The sequence below is a fragment of the Lutibacter agarilyticus genome, assembly GCF_900188235.1.
GTDB lineage: Bacteria > Bacteroidota > Bacteroidia > Flavobacteriales > Flavobacteriaceae > Lutibacter > Lutibacter agarilyticus.
The window spans coordinates 208,903-225,310 of sequence record NZ_FZNT01000002.1 but is presented as its reverse complement, the minus strand read 5'-3'; the positions used below and the strand labels follow the sequence as shown (position 1 = coordinate 225,310).

General features: G+C 31.6%; 14 protein-coding genes. 9 read left to right on the top strand and 5 right to left on the bottom strand.

What is annotated here, in order from left to right; all coding sequences use genetic code 11:
• Positions 1-1,767: a BatD family protein gene (locus CHB67_RS03705; RefSeq protein WP_089380402.1), complete on the top strand. Its 1,767-nt coding sequence runs from the start codon at positions 1-3 to the stop codon at positions 1,765-1,767.
• Between the two features lies 1 nt (position 1,768).
• A complete protein-coding gene (locus tag CHB67_RS03700) occupies positions 1,769-2,521 on the top strand; it encodes a tetratricopeptide repeat protein (RefSeq protein WP_089380401.1) in 753 nt (250 codons plus the stop codon).
• 17 nt (positions 2,522-2,538) lie between these two features.
• Here the strand turns inward: CHB67_RS03700 and CHB67_RS03695 are convergent, their stop codons facing one another.
• Positions 2,539-3,654, bottom strand: a complete 1,116-nt coding sequence (locus CHB67_RS03695) for a TlpA family protein disulfide reductase (RefSeq protein ID WP_089380400.1) — start codon at positions 3,652-3,654, stop codon at positions 2,539-2,541.
• 53 nt (positions 3,655-3,707) lie between these two features.
• Entirely contained in the window at positions 3,708-4,226 is a 519-nt protein-coding gene (locus tag CHB67_RS03690; protein WP_089380666.1) for a CvpA family protein, read from the bottom strand.
• Positions 4,227-4,290: 64 nt separating this feature from the next.
• Here CHB67_RS03690 and CHB67_RS03685 point away from each other — a divergent pair, with 64 nt between their 5' ends.
• Positions 4,291-4,644: a hypothetical protein gene (locus CHB67_RS03685; protein ID WP_089380399.1), complete on the top strand. Its 354-nt coding sequence runs from the start codon at positions 4,291-4,293 to the stop codon at positions 4,642-4,644.
• A gap of 72 nt (positions 4,645-4,716) precedes the next feature.
• Positions 4,717-6,063, top strand: coding sequence for a TlpA family protein disulfide reductase (locus tag CHB67_RS03680; protein WP_089380398.1), 1,347 nt, complete (start codon positions 4,717-4,719; stop codon positions 6,061-6,063).
• On the opposite strand, the gene CHB67_RS03675 is transcribed toward CHB67_RS03680, so the two are convergent.
• Together CHB67_RS03675 and CHB67_RS03670 are read right to left on the bottom strand one after the other, a co-directional pair.
• Positions 6,060-6,419, bottom strand: coding sequence for a YraN family protein (locus CHB67_RS03675; RefSeq protein ID WP_089380665.1), 360 nt, complete (start codon positions 6,417-6,419; stop codon positions 6,060-6,062). The two genes, CHB67_RS03680 and CHB67_RS03675, sit on opposite strands and share 4 nt — an antisense overlap.
• Positions 6,420-6,533: 114 nt before the next feature.
• Positions 6,534-7,427, bottom strand: coding sequence for a S66 peptidase family protein (locus tag CHB67_RS03670; protein ID WP_089380664.1), 894 nt, complete (start codon positions 7,425-7,427; stop codon positions 6,534-6,536).
• Positions 7,428-7,528: 101 nt separating this feature from the next.
• Here CHB67_RS03670 and metG point away from each other — a divergent pair, with 101 nt between their 5' ends.
• The 3 genes from metG to gdhA all read left to right on the top strand — a co-directional run bounded on the left by metG (position 7,529) and on the right by gdhA (position 14,213).
• A complete protein-coding gene (gene metG, locus CHB67_RS03665; RefSeq protein ID WP_089380397.1) occupies positions 7,529-9,586 on the top strand; it encodes a methionine--tRNA ligase in 2,058 nt (685 codons plus the stop codon).
• A gap of 113 nt (positions 9,587-9,699) precedes the next feature.
• A complete protein-coding gene (locus CHB67_RS03660; RefSeq protein ID WP_245813414.1) occupies positions 9,700-12,744 on the top strand; it encodes a PEP/pyruvate-binding domain-containing protein in 3,045 nt (1,014 codons plus the stop codon).
• Positions 12,745-12,875: 131 nt separating this feature from the next.
• Complete coding sequence (gene gdhA, locus CHB67_RS03655; protein WP_089380395.1) at positions 12,876-14,213, top strand: NADP-specific glutamate dehydrogenase; 1,338 nt, start codon at positions 12,876-12,878, stop codon at positions 14,211-14,213.
• Positions 14,214-14,392: 179 nt separating this feature from the next.
• On the opposite strand, the gene CHB67_RS03650 is transcribed toward gdhA, so the two are convergent.
• A complete protein-coding gene (locus CHB67_RS03650) occupies positions 14,393-14,944 on the bottom strand; it encodes a hypothetical protein (RefSeq protein ID WP_089380663.1) in 552 nt (183 codons plus the stop codon).
• Between the two features lie 182 nt (positions 14,945-15,126).
• Between CHB67_RS03650 and CHB67_RS03645 the strand changes: the two genes are divergently transcribed.
• Positions 15,127-15,690, top strand: coding sequence for an RNA polymerase sigma factor (locus tag CHB67_RS03645; protein ID WP_317045687.1), 564 nt, complete (start codon positions 15,127-15,129; stop codon positions 15,688-15,690).
• Positions 15,677-16,399, top strand: a complete 723-nt coding sequence (locus CHB67_RS03640) for a hypothetical protein (RefSeq protein WP_089380394.1) — start codon at positions 15,677-15,679, stop codon at positions 16,397-16,399. Before CHB67_RS03645 ends, CHB67_RS03640 begins: the two co-directional genes overlap by 14 nt.
• The last annotated feature ends 9 nt before the right edge of the window (positions 16,400-16,408 follow it).

The window sequence follows — 16,408 nt, the reverse complement described above, 5'->3', positions numbered from 1 at the left end:
ATGAAATTTAAAAAGTTTTTCATACTAAGTATTTTAGTGTTTGTAACACAAGTAATGTTTGCTCAAATTGAGTTTACGACTTCTGTGAGTAAAAGTAAGCTGGGCGTTAATCAACGATTTAAAATTCAGTTTACAGTAAATAAGCAAGGTGCCGATAATTTTAAACCGCCATCTTTTGCTAATTTTAAAGTTGTTGGCGGTCCAAGTTCTTCCGTTAATCAATCTTGGATCAATGGAAAAACAAGCTATTCTCAATCGTATGTTTATATTGTTGAACCTACAAAAGTAGGTGAATTTACCATTGGATCTGCGAAGATTGAGTATAAGGATAAAACCATTAGCTCAAATCCAGTTAAAATCACCGTTACCAAAGAAGTTGAAATTCCAAAAGATCCTAATAATCCGCAATATGTTGCCCAGCAAAACATTCATTTAGTGGCTGAGGTTTCTAATATGAAACCTTATGTTGGCGAAGGTATTTATGTGGTTTATAAGCTGTATGTAAGCGAAAATATTAGCGTAAACGATTGGCGTGTAAGTGAGTCGCCACAGTACAATGGTTTTTGGAATCAAGATATTGAAGTAAAAGAAATAAACGTTCAAAAAGGTACGTATAATGGAGAAAGTTACCGGTATATAGTGTTGAAAAAAGCAGTTTTAATTCCGCAGAGAGAAGGAAAACTGATTATTGAACCTATGAAAATGGACTTTTCCGTAGGTATTCCAACAGGAAGAGGTGACTTTTTTGGGAATATGATTACTAAAAATATTAGTTATTCAGCACAATCTTTGGTAAGAAATGTAAATGTACAAGCCTTACCTATTGAAGGAAAACCAATTGACTTTACAGGTGCCGTTGGAGAATTTGATTTTAAGGTAGCAACAAATAAAAATCAATTAAAAGCAAACGATGCAGCTCAAATTGTTGTGGAAGTTTCAGGACGTGGAAATTTAAAATTATTTGAAATCCCAAAAATAACTACCCCTGCTGAATTAGAAGTTTATACGCCAGAGCATAAAGAGAAAGTAGTAACATCTTTAAGCGGTTTACGAGGAAGTATTTCAGACACCTACACTGTGGTTCCACAATACAAAGGAAAATATAAAATACCAGCAGTTAGTTTTTCTTACTTCAACCCAAAAGAAAAGCAATATAAAACGGTAAACATTGATCCTATTATTGTGGATGTGTTAGAAGGAAAAGAAATTCCAACAACAAATGCCGATTCAAGTTTTATCACAAAACAGCAAGTAGTTGCCAACGATAATAATTTTAGATTTATTGCTTTAAAAAGCACGTTTGAAACAAAACAAAAAAAGGAATTTTTACACTCAAAACAATTTTGGTTATTACTGTTATTGCCATTTTTAGCCATTCCAATTGGGATTTTTATTGGAAGAAGACGAGCAAAAAGAGCAGGAGACGTATTTGGAAATAAAATTAGAAAGGCCGATAGATTGGCGCGTAAATATTTATCCCAAGCTAAAAAACAATTAGGAAATCAAGAAGCATTTTACATAGCTTTAGAAAAAGCATTACACAATTTCTTAAAAGCGAAATTACATGTAGAAACGTCTGATATTTCAAAAGAAAAAATTACTGAAATTTTACAAAATAAAGGGGTTGAACTTTCAACTATTGAAGAGTTTATGGCGGTGTTAAACGATTGTGATTTTGCACGATACACACCAACCACCAATGTAAAAATGACGCAAGAATTAGAAAAAGCAAAAGAAGTAATAACTAAAATTGACAAATATTTATAAGATGAAGCATGTTGTTTTAATAGTGTTGTTGTTTTTAAGTTTAGGTGCTTTTTCGCAGGCTCCAGAGAAGTTATTTGCTGAAGCTAATACATTTTATAAGGAAGCTAATTACGAGCGTGCATTAGGGGTATATTTAGCTATTGAAGAACAAGGATTAGAGTCGAGCGATTTATATTTTAATTTAGGAAACACCTACTATAAATTAAATAAAGTAGCTCCGGCGATCTTTTATTATGAAAAAGCGTTGAAGTTAAATCCAGCAAATGAAGATGCCGCATTTAATTTAGCTTTTGCAAAAAGAATGACGATTGATGTTATTGAAGAATTACCAAAAACAGTATTGCAACGATTTTCAATAAACGTAATTCAAAAATTACCTTTTGATACGTGGGCGTTAATTGCAGTTATAGCTTCATTTTTAGCTTCATTTTTATTTTTGTTATATCATTTTTCAGGAGGAACTAGAAAGAAATTATTGTACTTCAATACCACTATTTTTGCGGTGTTTGTAATGCTTGTAAGTGTGTTTTTTGCATTTCAAAATTATGAAACTGTTCAAAAAAATAGAGTGGCTATAATTTTTGCTACAAAAGCAGAAATAAAGAACGCACCAACACCTTCAAGCGAAGAGGTTTTTGAATTACACGAAGGCACAAAAGTGATTATTTTAGACGAATTAGATAATTGGAAAAAAATAAAAATAGCCGATGGTAAAGTGGGCTGGATAAATGACCAAGAATTAAAAGAGATTTAAGCCTAACAGGTTTTGTTCTAAAACAAAACTTCAACAAACTTTTTTAAGTGTTCTCCGTGCATATTTGAGGCTACAATTTTTCCTTCAGCATCTATTATAAAATTGGTTGGCAACGCCGTAATTCCATACTCAATAGCAACAGGTGTATTAAAACCTTCAACAGTTGAAACATTTGGCCATACTCTGTTGTCTTTTTCTAAAGCATCTAACCAACGTTGTTTTTTAGCATCTAAAGAGATACCATAAATTTCAAAACCTTTCGATTTATATGTATTGTATAATTCAGAAAGTATCTTACTTTCAGATCTGCAAGGTGGACACCAACTAGCCCAAAAATCAATCAAGGTGTAAGTTCCTTTTATGTTATTAAGTTCAATTAAAGTTCCTTCTTTTGTTGGCATTTTAATGTTAGAAACGATACTTCCAACGGTTGTTTTTTGTAGCAGAGCTATCCGTTTTTCTAATTTTGAAGTGATTTCAGAAGTAGGATGCGTAGCTTTAAAATTTGAAACAATTGTAGTGTACGCTGCTAAATTTTCGCCATTCCACCGAATTGAAGTTGGGTAAATAGCAATAGATGTTCCCATTTTTTCTTCAATAAAAACAGTTAATTCAACTAAATGTTTATTGTAGTTTTCAATTTCTAAGCTTCTTAATGTTGCAATTTTTTCTTCGGAAGCTTTTTCCTTTTTATGGTTTGAAATTTCTTTTCGAACCGAATAAACCAAACGGTTCAACGATTCTTTTCTGAAGTTCTCATAAGCCAATAAAAGCGCAGTATCTTTTGATCCACTAATAATTAAACTGTCTAAATTTGTGCCTTTAATTTCAACTGTTTGGTTGTTGTCAATAGCTAATTGAATAGTTTTTTTATGGTTAAAAGTTAAGTTGTAAATGTTAGGAGTTTCAAGATTATTAATTTGAAATTTGCCACTTTTATCAATTAAAATGGTATCTAATACGGTTGTTGTTTTTTGTTGGATATCTATAACTTTTGAAAGGATTACATAGTTTTTCTCCAGATTTTCAATAGTTCCTGAAATTGAGGAAGTTGGTGTTTCTTTTGGAGCACAGTTTACTACTAAAACAAAAGCGATGGCTAAAAAGGTATAAAAAAGGTTTTTTTTCAACATTGGTTAATTTTTTATAAACTTTTAGACGTTGAAAAAACAAAAACTAACAAACTTTAAACCGAAACATCTATATCTTTAGCTTCATCTTCTACAACTTTTAAAAAGCCAGGAAACAAGGTAGGTGCTAAATCTTTCACGGGTTCATATAAAATGGAATCGTCTTTTTGTTCATCAGAAATAAACGGAATAGTATCGTTTAATTTTGTAAAAACAATAAGCACAATACTTAAAATAAGTCCAATTTTAAGTGCACCAAATACGCCTCCCAAAATTTTATTTAACAGTCCTAACGCTGCAAAATCGGCTATTTTTGTAAGTGCTTTACCTAATAATGCAATTACTAAAACAATAATAGCAAATGTAATGGCAAACGAAACTATGGTAATATAGCGTTCTTCCCAAGAAACGTAGTCTTTTAAATAGTCTCCAACAAAAAAGGAGAAGTGAATAGCGCCGTAAATTCCGGCAACTAAAGCTACAAGCGAAGCAACTTCAACAAATAAGCCTTTTAATAATCCTCTAACAAATCCAAATATTAAGAGTGCTGCTAAAATAATATCAAACGTATTCATATAATTGTTTTTGTAAATATACATGAATGGATTTGTATATTTGTTGCCTAACTAAAAAAATCAAATGTCAAGAGATCAACAATTAAAAGAAGATTGGGAACAAATAGTAGCCATACTTGCTGCTAAATTTGGAGAAGGCGAGCAGTTAAATTTAGATGCTATTATTTATTTAATAGGTGTGCAGGAATTAGGAAAAGGCGCTATTGAGTTTAAAAAGGATGATAAAGTAAATTTAATGCACATTGCAATTTGCCGTTTATTAGAGCCTTTTGGCTATTATGAATTCGATTTTTTTGATGATGAAGGTTGGCCGCATTATAAAGTTGTAGAAGAATTACCTATTTTAAAACCAGGAGAACAAACCGTTTTAATGAAAGAATCTATTGTGCTTTATTTTAAACAGCAGGAGTTAATTTAAAGATTGTTTTCTTAAAGCGAAAGCATAAAAAGACATATTTTTAAAAGGATATTAATTATTAAAAAAATCGTGATGCTAAAAAAACTCACCATCATTTTATTTTTTATTGCAACTATAGGTCAAAGTCAACATACAATTAAGGGAACTATGAGCCCTGTTGATGCCGATGTTACTTGGGTAGCTTTGTATAAAATACAAGGTTCAAAGCAAAATTATGTTCAAAATGTACCCATAAATAATGGTGTTTTTGAATTTAAAATACCTGAAAATGCTTCTGAAGGAATGTACAGATTGCGTTACAAAATGGACAATAATAGCATTGTTGATTTTATTTATAACAACGAAGATGTTGAATTGAAATTCGACCCAAATAAAAGTATTGAAACCTTACAGTTTTTAACTTCCGAAGAAAATATAGTGTATGAAGATTTTTTAACTAAAACGTACGCTTTACAGGAACAGTTAGATTCGCTGCAATATTCTTATTTTAACTTAACCAACGCTAATGAACGTTTGAATTCTGAAGAATTATATAAAAGTACATTGGTAACCTATCAAAAAATTCAACAAGAAATTGAAACAAAAGCAGCAAATAAACTAGCATTGCATTATATAAAAGCAAGCCGTAAATATTATAACAATGCTTTGATTGAAAGTCCACAAGAATACCTAAATAGTTTAAAAAGTCATTTTTTTGATTATATAGATTTTGAAGATGCTTATTTGCAACATTCAGCTATTATAAGTGAGTCGGTTTTAAATTATGTATTGTATTTAAATGTGTCTGATGATAGCGCTGTACAAAGCGTGTTGCATAAAAATGCAATTAACGAGGTAATGGCTAAAATAACAGAAAATGAAAGCTTAAAAGCAGCTACTCTCACTACCTTACTTTATTCATTTGCTCAAGATGAGAATGTTGAAATAGTAGATTTTTTGATTGCTGATTTTTACAATAAACTTCCTGAATCGGTTAAAAATGAAAAGGATATTGAAAATATTCTTAAAAGCGTGAAATTAGCTATTGGAAAAAAAGCACCAAATTTTACTTGGGAAGAAAAAGGAACTACAAAAAGTTTGTATGCTATAGATAAGGCTAAAACGTATGTGTTGGTTTTTTGGAGTACAAGCTGTTCGCATTGTGTTGTTGAAGTGCCAGATTTATATGAGTATTTGAAAGATAAATCAAACATACACGTTATTGATGTGGCGCTTGAAAAAGATACATTAGGTTTTGATGTTTATAATGAAAAATTTAAAAACTGGACCAATGTATTTGGTGAAGGAAAATGGGAAAACGCAATTGCAAAAGATTATGAAATTGTAAGTACACCTACCTATTTTATTTTAGATGCTAACAAAAATATAATTGCGAAACCCGACTATATTACTGATGTAAAAGCATATTTTGGAAACTAAAAATGTAAAAAGGCATCTTCCAAATGTTCAATTTGGGTGGTGTTTTTATTTTGAATGATAGCTACAATATCAAAACGTACTTCAACATCTAGATCTCTAGAAATTACATATTCATTCATAGCTTCAACCAATAATTGAATTTTTTTTTGGTTTATAAAATCTTGTGGATTTCCAAAATAATTTGAAGTTCGGGTTTTAACTTCTACTGCGGCTAAAACTTCTTCTTTTTGGACAATAATATCTACTTCAGCCTTTTTAAATCGCCAATTTCGCTCTAAAATTGTATAGCCTTCTTTTTGAAGAAATTCAACAGCGAGTTGTTCACCTTTTTCACCTAATTCGTTGTGTGTAGCCATTTTTTTGTTTTTATAATCGTCATGCTGAACTTGTTTCAGCATCTTATCATGTTTCTTAATTTGTAATGATATCTTGAAACAAGTTCAGTATAACAATATTTAAATCACTTTAAATTAAAATTTAATTGAGGTTTTCTCCTCACTAACTTCTAACTCAACTTTTCTTCCAAAAACTAAGGCCCTATTATCTTTCAAATGCCCTGCAGGAAAATCAAAAACAATAGGGAAATTAAACTCCGAAACAATATCTAAAATAATTTTTTTTGCATTTTTTCCAAACGGAATGGCATTGTCGTGCATATCGGTCATTCCACCAACAACTAAACCTTTTAAATGGTTGAAATACCCGTTTCTTTTTAAGTTCATAAGCATACGATCTATATGGTATAAATACTCATCTAAATCTTCAATAAATAAAATTTTTCCGTCGGTTTTTATACTGGTTTCACTTCCTAATAAACTATACAACATCGATAAATTTCCACCGACTAAAATACCTTCGGTTTTACCTGTTTTATTTTCTTCGGAAGCATTTATTTCATACGAAATAGGTTTTCCAAACAAACTTTTTTTCAAGGAATTTAATGCTTTTTTTTGGTTTTTTTCAACATCTAAAGGCATTGTTGCGTGCAATGTTTGAAAACCCAAATTGTGAATGTGATTGTGCAAAACGGTAATATCTGAATAACCAATCATCCATTTTGGGTTCTTTTTGAATTCAGTAAAATCTAATTTATCAATAATTCGCACCGTTCCATAACCGCCACGAGCACACCAAATTGCTTTAATTTTTTGATTGTCTAACATTTTTTGAAAATCAGCGGTGCGCTGCGCATCAGTTCCTGCAAATTGATGTTCTTCAAAACCAATAGTTTCTCCTACAACTACTTTTAATCCCCAACTTTTAAGCAACTCAATTGCTGGTTGAATTTCAGGTAAAGAAATTTTTCTAGCTGTTGAAACAATGGCAACAGTATCGTTTTTTTGTAAATATGTGGGTTGAATCATCTTTAAATTAACTAAATCAACTTGCAAATTACGAAAACCGAAACAACTATTCACTTTTCTAACAAACAATCCGTATTTTTGCACTTTCAAAATTTATATTGATGAGCAATTCAAAAAGATATACCATAACGGCAGCATTACCTTATACTAACGGACCAGTTCATATTGGTCATTTAGCAGGTGTTTATGTCCCAGCCGATATTTACGCACGCTATTTAAGAAACACAGGTAACGATGTATTGTACATTTGTGGATCTGATGAGCACGGTGTGCCAATTACTTTAAAAGCAAAAAAGGAAGGTGTTACTCCTCAAGATATTGTAGATAAATACCACGTAATTATTAAGCAATCGTTTAGTGATTTTGGAATTTCATTTGATAATTATTCGCGTACTTCGGCGAAAATTCATCACGATACAGCTTCAGAATTTTTCAAGAAATTATATGATGAAGGGAAGTTTATTGAAGAATCTACTGAGCAATTATATGATGAGGAAGCGAATCAATTTTTAGCAGATCGCTTTGTGGTTGGAACGTGCCCAAAATGTGGGAACGAAGAAAGTTATGGAGATCAATGCGAGCACTGTGGTACTAGTCATAATGCAACAGATTTAATCAACCCAAAATCTGCAATTACAGGAAATACACCAACAACCAAAGTAACAAAACACTGGTATTTGCCATTAGATAAATACGAGCAATGGTTGCGCGAGTGGATTGTTAACGGACATAAAAACGATTGGAAAACAAACGTACTAGGGCAAGTAAAATCGTGGTTAGATGACGGTTTAAAACCAAGAGCCGTAACACGCGATTTAGATTGGGGAATTCCGGTGCCTGTTGAAGGTGGAGAAGGTAAAGTATTGTACGTTTGGTTTGATGCGCCTATTGGCTATATTTCATCAACCAAAGAATGGGCAGCACGCGAAGGAAAAGATTGGGAACCATATTGGAAAGATGAAGACACCAAATTGGTTCATTTTATTGGTAAAGACAATATTGTATTTCACTGTATTATTTTCCCGGCGATGTTAAAAGCTGAAGGAAGTTATATTTTACCTGAAAATGTACCAGCAAACGAGTTTTTAAATTTAGAAGGAAATAAAATTTCGACTTCTAAAAATTGGGCGGTTTGGTTGCATGAATATTTAGAAGATTTTCCAGGAAAGCAAGATGTGTTGCGTTATGCGCTAACAGCAAATGCTCCTGAAACGAAGGACAACGATTTTACGTGGAAAGATTTTCAGGCAAGAAATAATAACGAATTGGTTGCCATTTTTGGGAACTTTATAAACCGTGTTGTAGTACTTACCAATAAATATTACGATGGAATTGTTCCTGAACCAAATGAGTTTAGTGCTATTGATAATGAAACTTTAGAAAAGTTACAAAAATTTCCTTCAATAATTGCTAGCTCAATAGAGCGTTACCGTTTTAGAGAAGCATCGCAAGAGTTAATGAATTTAGCGCGATTAGGTAATAAATATTTGGCTGATGAAGAACCTTGGAAACAAATAAAAACAGATTCTGAACGCGTAAAAACCATTATGTATGTTGCATTGCAAATTGCAACAGGCTTATCGGTTGTTGCTGAACCGTTTTTACCTTTTACTGCAAATAAATTAAAAGGAATTTTAAATATTTCAGAAGAAATTTCTTGGGAAGCAATTAAAGAAAGTACTGAATTAATTGCAGCAAATCATAAAATAGGAAAAGCTGAATTGTTGTTTGCGAAAATTGAAGATGCTGAAATTCAAATGCAATTAGATAAGTTAGAAGCAACAAAATTAGCAAACGAAGCTGAAAATAAAGTAGTAGAACCACAAAAAGAAACCATTGAATTTGATGATTTTACGAAGTTGGATATGCGAGTTGGAACTATTTTAGAAGCTGTAAAAGTGCCAAAAACTAAGAAATTATTACAGCTAAAAGTTGATGTTGGTATTGATGTGCGTACTATTGTTTCAGGGATTGCAGAGAGTTTTAAGCCTGAAGACATTATTGGACAAAAAGTCACTGTTTTGGTAAATTTAGCTCCAAGAAAATTACGTGGTGTTGAAAGTCAAGGAATGATTTTAATGACGGATACTCCTGATGGCAAACTAGCATTTATTGAACCAGCAAATGATTCAGTAGCTAATGGAGAGCAAGTGAGTTAAAATAACATATTTACAAAATACTTAAAAAAGGACTGCAATTTGCGGTCCTTTTTTTTATATCTACAATTAATCTTCTTAAATTTATTAAAAATTATATCTTGCATAGGAAATAAATGACTTCAATAATGAATAAAAATCCGCTACCCGATTTAAAATCGTATGAATTTGAAGACGTTGCATTTGAGCAATTAATGCAAAAACGAATTTATAGAATTCTAATAGTTTGCTCAAACTACGATTACTATATGCTAGAGGAAGACGGTAGAATTGATGAACGTATTTTTAATGAATACACCGCGCTAAACCTTCGTTACCCACCAAGCTTTGAGCATGCAAATTCGGCCAAAAGTGCCATTAAAGCGATGGAAGCCAATAAAATTGATTTGGTAATTACGTGGTTAGATATTGGTGATTTTAAAACTGTTGAAACTTCAAAAGAAATTAAGGAAGCTTTTCCTAATGTTCCAATTGCGGCCATTAGTCATTATTCAACCCAATTAAGAGAAAAAATAAGTAGTGAAAGCTCAGGGAATATTGATTATGTTTTTCATTGGAATGGAAACGCAGATATTATTTTAGCGATTATAAAATTAACCGAAGATAGAATGAATGCCGAAAAAGACATCAATGAAATTGGTGTAAAAGCAATTTTATTGGTGGAAGATTCACTAAAGTTCTATTCAAAATATTTGCCTATTTTTTATAAAATTCTACTAAACCAAACCCGTTCTTTTATGTCGGAAGGGTTAAATGCGCACCGAACAATGATGTTAATGAGAGGTCGCCCAAAAATTTTATTGGCTACCAATTATGAAGAAGGTTTGCATTTATTTAAACAATACAAAAGCAATCTTTTAGGTGTAATTTCTGATGTGTCTTATTTTAGAGAAGGAAAACGAGATGCAAAAGCAGGATTTCATTTTTTAAAATATGTGAGAAGTTTTAAGCGGTATTTTCCATTTTTAATTCAGTCTTCAGATAGCAATAACGAAAAATATGCGCTTGAATTAAAAGGGAAATTTTTATACAAGCATACGCAAACATTAGAAGAAGAAATTAAAAACTACATCAATCAATACTTTTCATTTGGAGATTTTGAATTTTGGGATCCAGTTCAAATGAAAGTACTTGTGGTAGCTAAAGATTTAACTACTTTTCAAAAGGCATTAAGCGTTGTAACTACCGATTGTATAGCGTATCATGCCAAACGAAGTGAGTATTCAAAATGGTTAAAATCAAGGGTTTTATTTCCGTTAGCTAATTTGTTTAGTAAAGTTGAATATGACGATTTTGATGATCCTGAACAAGCAAGAACCTATTTAATTAAAGCTATAAAAGCATATAGAGGTTTTAGAGCCCGAGGAATTATTTCAAAATTCAACAAAAATAAATACGATGAATATTTAGGATTTGCCAGAATTGGAGATGGGTCTTTAGGTGGAAAAGGTAGAGGTTTAGCATTTATTGATTCCTTTTTAAAACAGCACAAATTACGTCAACAATACAAAGATGTTAAAATTTCAATCCCTAGAACGGTTGTTTTAAGCACCGATGTTTTTGATGAGTTTGTTGAAACTCATGAATTAATTCGCTTTGTTGACAAGTGTAGCAACGATGAAGAAATTTTAAAGAAATTTATTTCTAAGCCGTTACCAAATTGGGTTGTTGAAGATATTGAAGCTTTTTTAAAAGTCACTAAATGTCCTATAGCGGTAAGATCTTCTAGTGTTTTAGAAGATTCACATTACCAGCCATTTGCAGGTATTTTTGCAACATATATGTTACCAAATACTGAAGAGAAAGAAATGCTAAAGATGGTTTGTAATGCCGTTAAATCGGTTATTGCATCTTCTTTTTTTAGTGCAAGTAAAATTTATTTAAAAGCAACATCACATACCATTGAAGAAAGTAAAATGGCGGTAATTTTACAAGAAGTAATTGGTAAGCAATACGGTGATGTTTACTATCCTAATATTTCAGGGGTTGCACGTTCAATCAATTTTTACCCCATAGGAAACGAAAAACCTAATGAAGGTATTGCGAACATTGCTGTTGGTTTGGGTGAGATTATTGTTGGTGGCGGAAAAGTATTGCGTTTTTCACCCTATCATCCTAAAAAAGTATTGCAACTTTCATCTCCAGGGTCAACACAGCGCGATACACAGCAGTATTTTTATGGATTAGATATGAATCCAGAGAGTTATCAAACGTCAACTTCTGAAGCCATTAATAAAAAGAAAATTAGCATTCGTAAAGCTGAAAAACATGGGTCACTAAAATTTGTAGCTTCAACCTACGATTTACAAAACAATGTAATTAAACCAGGTGTAATGCACGATGGAATACGTGTAATTACATTTGACCATGTGTTAAAATACAACACTTTTCCATTACCTGAAATTTTACAAGATTTATTGCGTATAAGTCAGCGTGAAATGAGAAATCCTATTGAAATGGAATTTGCGGTAAATTTAGATGTTCCTAAAGGAGAGCCAAAGGAGTTTAGTTTTTTACAAATCAGGCCTATTGTTGAAAGCAATGATAATCAGAGTAAAATTCCAAGCAATTTTAAACAAAGTGAAGCAATTATTTATTCCGAATCGGCTTTAGGAAATGGAAAATATGAGCATATTTACGATTTTGTATATGTAAAACCATCAACTTTTAATGCTGCAAATACAAGAGATATAGCAACTTCAGTAGAGAAAATAAACAAAATGTTTAGTGCTACTGAAAGTCAATATATTTTAGTTGGTCCAGGAAGATGGGGTTCAAGCGATCCGTGGTTAGGAATCCCTGTTATTTGGCCGCAAATTTCTTCAGCAAAAATAATTGTGGAAGCTGGTTTAAACGATTTTAGAATTGATCCAAGTCAGGGAACACATTTCTTTCAAAATTTAACATCATTTAAAGTAGGTTATTTAACCATTAACCCTTTTATAAATGATGGTTTTTTAGACCTAGATTATTTAAATGCACAAGAAGCTGTTTTTGAAGATACCTATGTAAAACATATTCGTTTTAAAGAGCCTTTAAGTGTTATTATTGAAGGTAAAAATAACAAAGCAGTAATTTATAAAGAAGGCATTCATCCGAAAAAAACAGGAGCTTCTTTAGAGGAATTGGTAGATGACTTACCTCCTGATGGATTTATGTAAATTTTGAAAGTAATAAAAGTAACAGATTTGAAAAAATTCACCTCTTAATTTTGTGAATATTGTAATTAATTTGATTATTTTTGATTAAAATTAAATAATATTAAATTTTAATAGCCATTAATTATATAAATATGAATGTACATGAGATACTAACGAACCTTGAAACGAAACATCCAGGGGAAAAAGAATACTTACAAGCAGTGCAAGAAGTATTAGAGTCTATTGAAACAATCTATAACGAAAATCCACAATACGAAGCAGCCAAAATTATTGAACGCTTGGTAGAACCTGATCGTATTTTAACCTTTAGAATTTCTTGGGTTGATGATGAAGGAAGCGTACATGTAAATTTAGGGCATAGAGTACAGTTTAACAATGCAATAGGTCCATACAAAGGAGGTATTCGTTTACATCCAAGTGTGAATTTAAGTATTTTGAAATTTTTAGGTTTCGAACAAATCTTTAAAAATGCATTAACAACATTGCCAATGGGTGGTGGTAAAGGAGGCTCAGATTTCAACCCTAAAGGAAAATCAGATGCTGAAATTATGCGTTTTTGTCAAGCTTTTATGCTAGAGCTGTGGCGTGTAATTGGACCAAGTACCGATGTGCCTGCGGGTGATATTGGAACTGGAGGTAGAGAAATTGGTTTTATGTACGGAATGTATAAAAAACTACAAATGGAAAACTCAGGTGTTTTAACCGGTAAAGGTTTAAACTGGGGTGGAAGTTTAATACGACCAGAAGCTACAGGTTTTGGAGCCACTTATTTTACCAATGATATGTTGAAAGCTCAGAACGATACCTTTAAAGGAAAAACAGTATGTTGCTCAGGTTTTGGAAATGTAACTTGGGGTGTTGCTTTAAAAGTAACAGAATTGGGTGGTAAAGTTGTGACAATATCAGGTCCTGATGGTTATGTGTACGATAAAGATGGTTTAGATGAAGAAAAAATAGATTATTTATTGGCTTTAAGAGCTTCAAATAACGACATTGTTTCGCCGTATGTTGAAGAATTTCCAGAAGCAGAATTCTTCCCTGGTAAAAAACCTTGGGAAGTAAAATGTGATATCGCAATGCCTTCAGCAATTCAAAATGAATTGAATGGTGAAGATGCTGCACTTTTAGTTGCAAATGGTGTACAATATGTTGCTGAAGTTTCAAATATGGGTTGTACTCCTGAAGCGATTGACGTTTTTCATAACAATAAAATTCCGTTTGCTCCAGGAAAAGCTGCAAATGCAGGTGGTGTAGGTGTTTCAGGATTAGAAATGTCTCAAAACGCTATGAAAATAAACTGGACAAAAGAAGAGGTTGATGCTAAACTACATCAAATTATGTCTTCAATTCACGTGGCTTGTGAAAAATATGGAACCGAAGAAGATGGATATGTAAACTATGTAAAAGGTGCAAATATTGCTGGATTTATAAAAGTTGCCGATGCCATGCTAGATCTTGGAGTAATTTAAATTTGAGATAAATCGTAATTTATTCGAGATAAAAAACAGTCACAAAATATTTTGTGACTGTTTTTTTATGGTGTAATTTTCGTCAGCCTGAACTCTTTTCAGGTTCTTATTCTCATTGGTTATTAGTATGATGAGATTCTGAATCAAGTTCAGAATGACGTTCTTTAATAATTTTCAACTTAAAAGCGATACCCAATTCTTGTATGTAAATTAATAGCAGCTTCATTATTGGCTTCGAATTTAAAATTATTTATAGTTTCAGCAAACTCGTGTAACCACCCAATTCCAAATCCAAGCTCATAATTAAAATGTTTACCAATATTTCGTCGCATTCCCCAAGTTGGAACAATGGATATTTGATTGGAAACATTGTAATTATCAGATTCTGAAATGATAAACCAATCTGGGTGAAAACTTGTTTTTAGCGATAAAAAATTACCACTGTTTCCTGTAATTTCTTTTGATTTAGACAAACGCTTATTTAAATTGTAATAAAATTTTGGCTCTACAGATATTCCAGGAGCCATCAAAAAATCATCGTTGTGAATCCCACTATCTAAACCTATTTCGCATCGCAATACAAACTTATCCGATAATCGAACTTCGTTATGCACCCAAACACCAAATAATCCTGTTTGAACACCAAATATTGACTTTTCTACACTTGCATCTTGTGCTTTAATAACTAATGTGATTCCACATAAAAATAAGGTAACTACTAATTTTTTCATAAGTTTTTTTAAAGCCTTAATTGTATCAATAATTAAACCAATCACGAATTAAAATAATTTATAAATTCAAAAATGAAATAAGTAACTTGTTTGCTTTAAAAAAAATTGAAATAAAAAGTACCCCTTTGTCAACCATTTTAAATTTTAACGCGTCTTTATACATGAGAGGCCTTTAAAAAAGCATGTTGAAAGTCATAAAACTACATAACGATTCACAATTAATAAAGCAATCGCTAAAGCATAATAGAAAGGCTCAAAAATTGTTGTACGATAAATATGCACCAAAAATGTTGGGTTTATGTGCGTACTATATTAAAGATCTTCAGCAAAGTGAAGAAGTAATGTTGAACGGATTTTTTAAAGTTTTTACAAAACTACATCAGTTTTCTAATGAAGGTAGCTTTGAGGGTTGGATTCGAAAAATAATGGTTTGGGAAAGTATTTCGTATTTAAGAACAAAAAAAGAATTAACGCTTACCAACGAAATAGAAAATTATGAAACCATTGTTGAAAATGAAGTTGAACAAACAATAGCTGTAGAAGATTTACAGCTATATATTAACGAATTACCTACAGGTAGTAAGGTAGTTTTTAACTTGTATGTTATTGAAGGATATAAACATTTTGAAATTGCTGAAATGCTGCAAATTTCAGAAGGAACTTCAAAAACACAACTATCAAGAGCAAGGAAGGCATTGCAAAAAATGATTTCCAATAATAAAAAAAGGCATCATGGAACAACATAAGTTAAGAGACGAGCTACAAAAAAGAAGCTTGGTTCCTTCTAAAAATTCTTGGGAACAGCTAAGTAAAAAATTGACCGAACAGGAAACTGTACAAAAGCGAAATAAATGGGGTTTTTTAAAATATGTAGCCATCATTATAGTACTTATTTCTGTAGGTTTATACTTTTTTAAATCCAAAAAACAAACTGTTGAAGCTCCTGTTATTGCAGCGCCAACAATTAAAAAAGAGTTTAAAAATATAGAAAAAACTAAGCTAGAGCCAGAAATTAGAGTTGCTGAAACACCTGTTAAAAAAGAGGTAGTAATTCCACAACCTATTCAAAAAAATAAACCAACTAATTACCCAAAAACAAGTACTACAAAAACGGAATTTACAGCTTTAACTAAAATCGAAAATGAAATTTTAATTTCAGAAGAAATTGATAAAAAATTAGAGCAGGTTGAAATTAAAACCGAAGAAATTTTGGTAGTTGAGCAGCCTTCAGAAGAAGAAATTTTGAATACTGAAGTAGATCAATTATTAAAAAATTCAACAATTAAATTGCGTGTAAATCGTCAGCTTTTAGCTAAAAGAACAGTGAGCGCTCAAGCTCTTTTAACTGAAGTTGAAGATGATTTAGACAAAGATTTTAAAGAAAAATTAGTTGAAACTATTGTAAACACCTTAAAAGCTCCCCGAAAAGTTATAATTACAGATCGAGGAAATTAATTTAAAACA

Coding starts and splice junctions, on each gene's coding strand:
- CHB67_RS03670 (WP_089380664.1), bottom strand. CDS start 7,427: ATGATTCAACCCACATATTTACAAAAAAACGATACTGTTGCCATTGTT.
- CHB67_RS03705 (WP_089380402.1), top strand. CDS start 1: ATGAAATTTAAAAAGTTTTTCATACTAAGTATTTTAGTGTTTGTAACA.
- gdhA (WP_089380395.1), top strand. CDS start 12,876: ATGAATGTACATGAGATACTAACGAACCTTGAAACGAAACATCCAGGG.
- CHB67_RS03685 (WP_089380399.1), top strand. CDS start 4,291: ATGTCAAGAGATCAACAATTAAAAGAAGATTGGGAACAAATAGTAGCC.
- CHB67_RS03695 (WP_089380400.1), bottom strand. CDS start 3,654: ATGTTGAAAAAAAACCTTTTTTATACCTTTTTAGCCATCGCTTTTGTT.
- CHB67_RS03645 (WP_317045687.1), top strand. CDS start 15,127: ATGTTGAAAGTCATAAAACTACATAACGATTCACAATTAATAAAGCAA.
- CHB67_RS03680 (WP_089380398.1), top strand. CDS start 4,717: ATGCTAAAAAAACTCACCATCATTTTATTTTTTATTGCAACTATAGGT.
- CHB67_RS03675 (WP_089380665.1), bottom strand. CDS start 6,419: ATGGCTACACACAACGAATTAGGTGAAAAAGGTGAACAACTCGCTGTT.
- CHB67_RS03690 (WP_089380666.1), bottom strand. CDS start 4,226: ATGAATACGTTTGATATTATTTTAGCAGCACTCTTAATATTTGGATTT.
- CHB67_RS03700 (WP_089380401.1), top strand. CDS start 1,769: ATGAAGCATGTTGTTTTAATAGTGTTGTTGTTTTTAAGTTTAGGTGCT.
- CHB67_RS03650 (WP_089380663.1), bottom strand. CDS start 14,944: ATGAAAAAATTAGTAGTTACCTTATTTTTATGTGGAATCACATTAGTT.
- CHB67_RS03660 (WP_245813414.1), top strand. CDS start 9,700: ATGACTTCAATAATGAATAAAAATCCGCTACCCGATTTAAAATCGTAT.
- CHB67_RS03640 (WP_089380394.1), top strand. CDS start 15,677: ATGGAACAACATAAGTTAAGAGACGAGCTACAAAAAAGAAGCTTGGTT.
- metG (WP_089380397.1), top strand. CDS start 7,529: ATGAGCAATTCAAAAAGATATACCATAACGGCAGCATTACCTTATACT.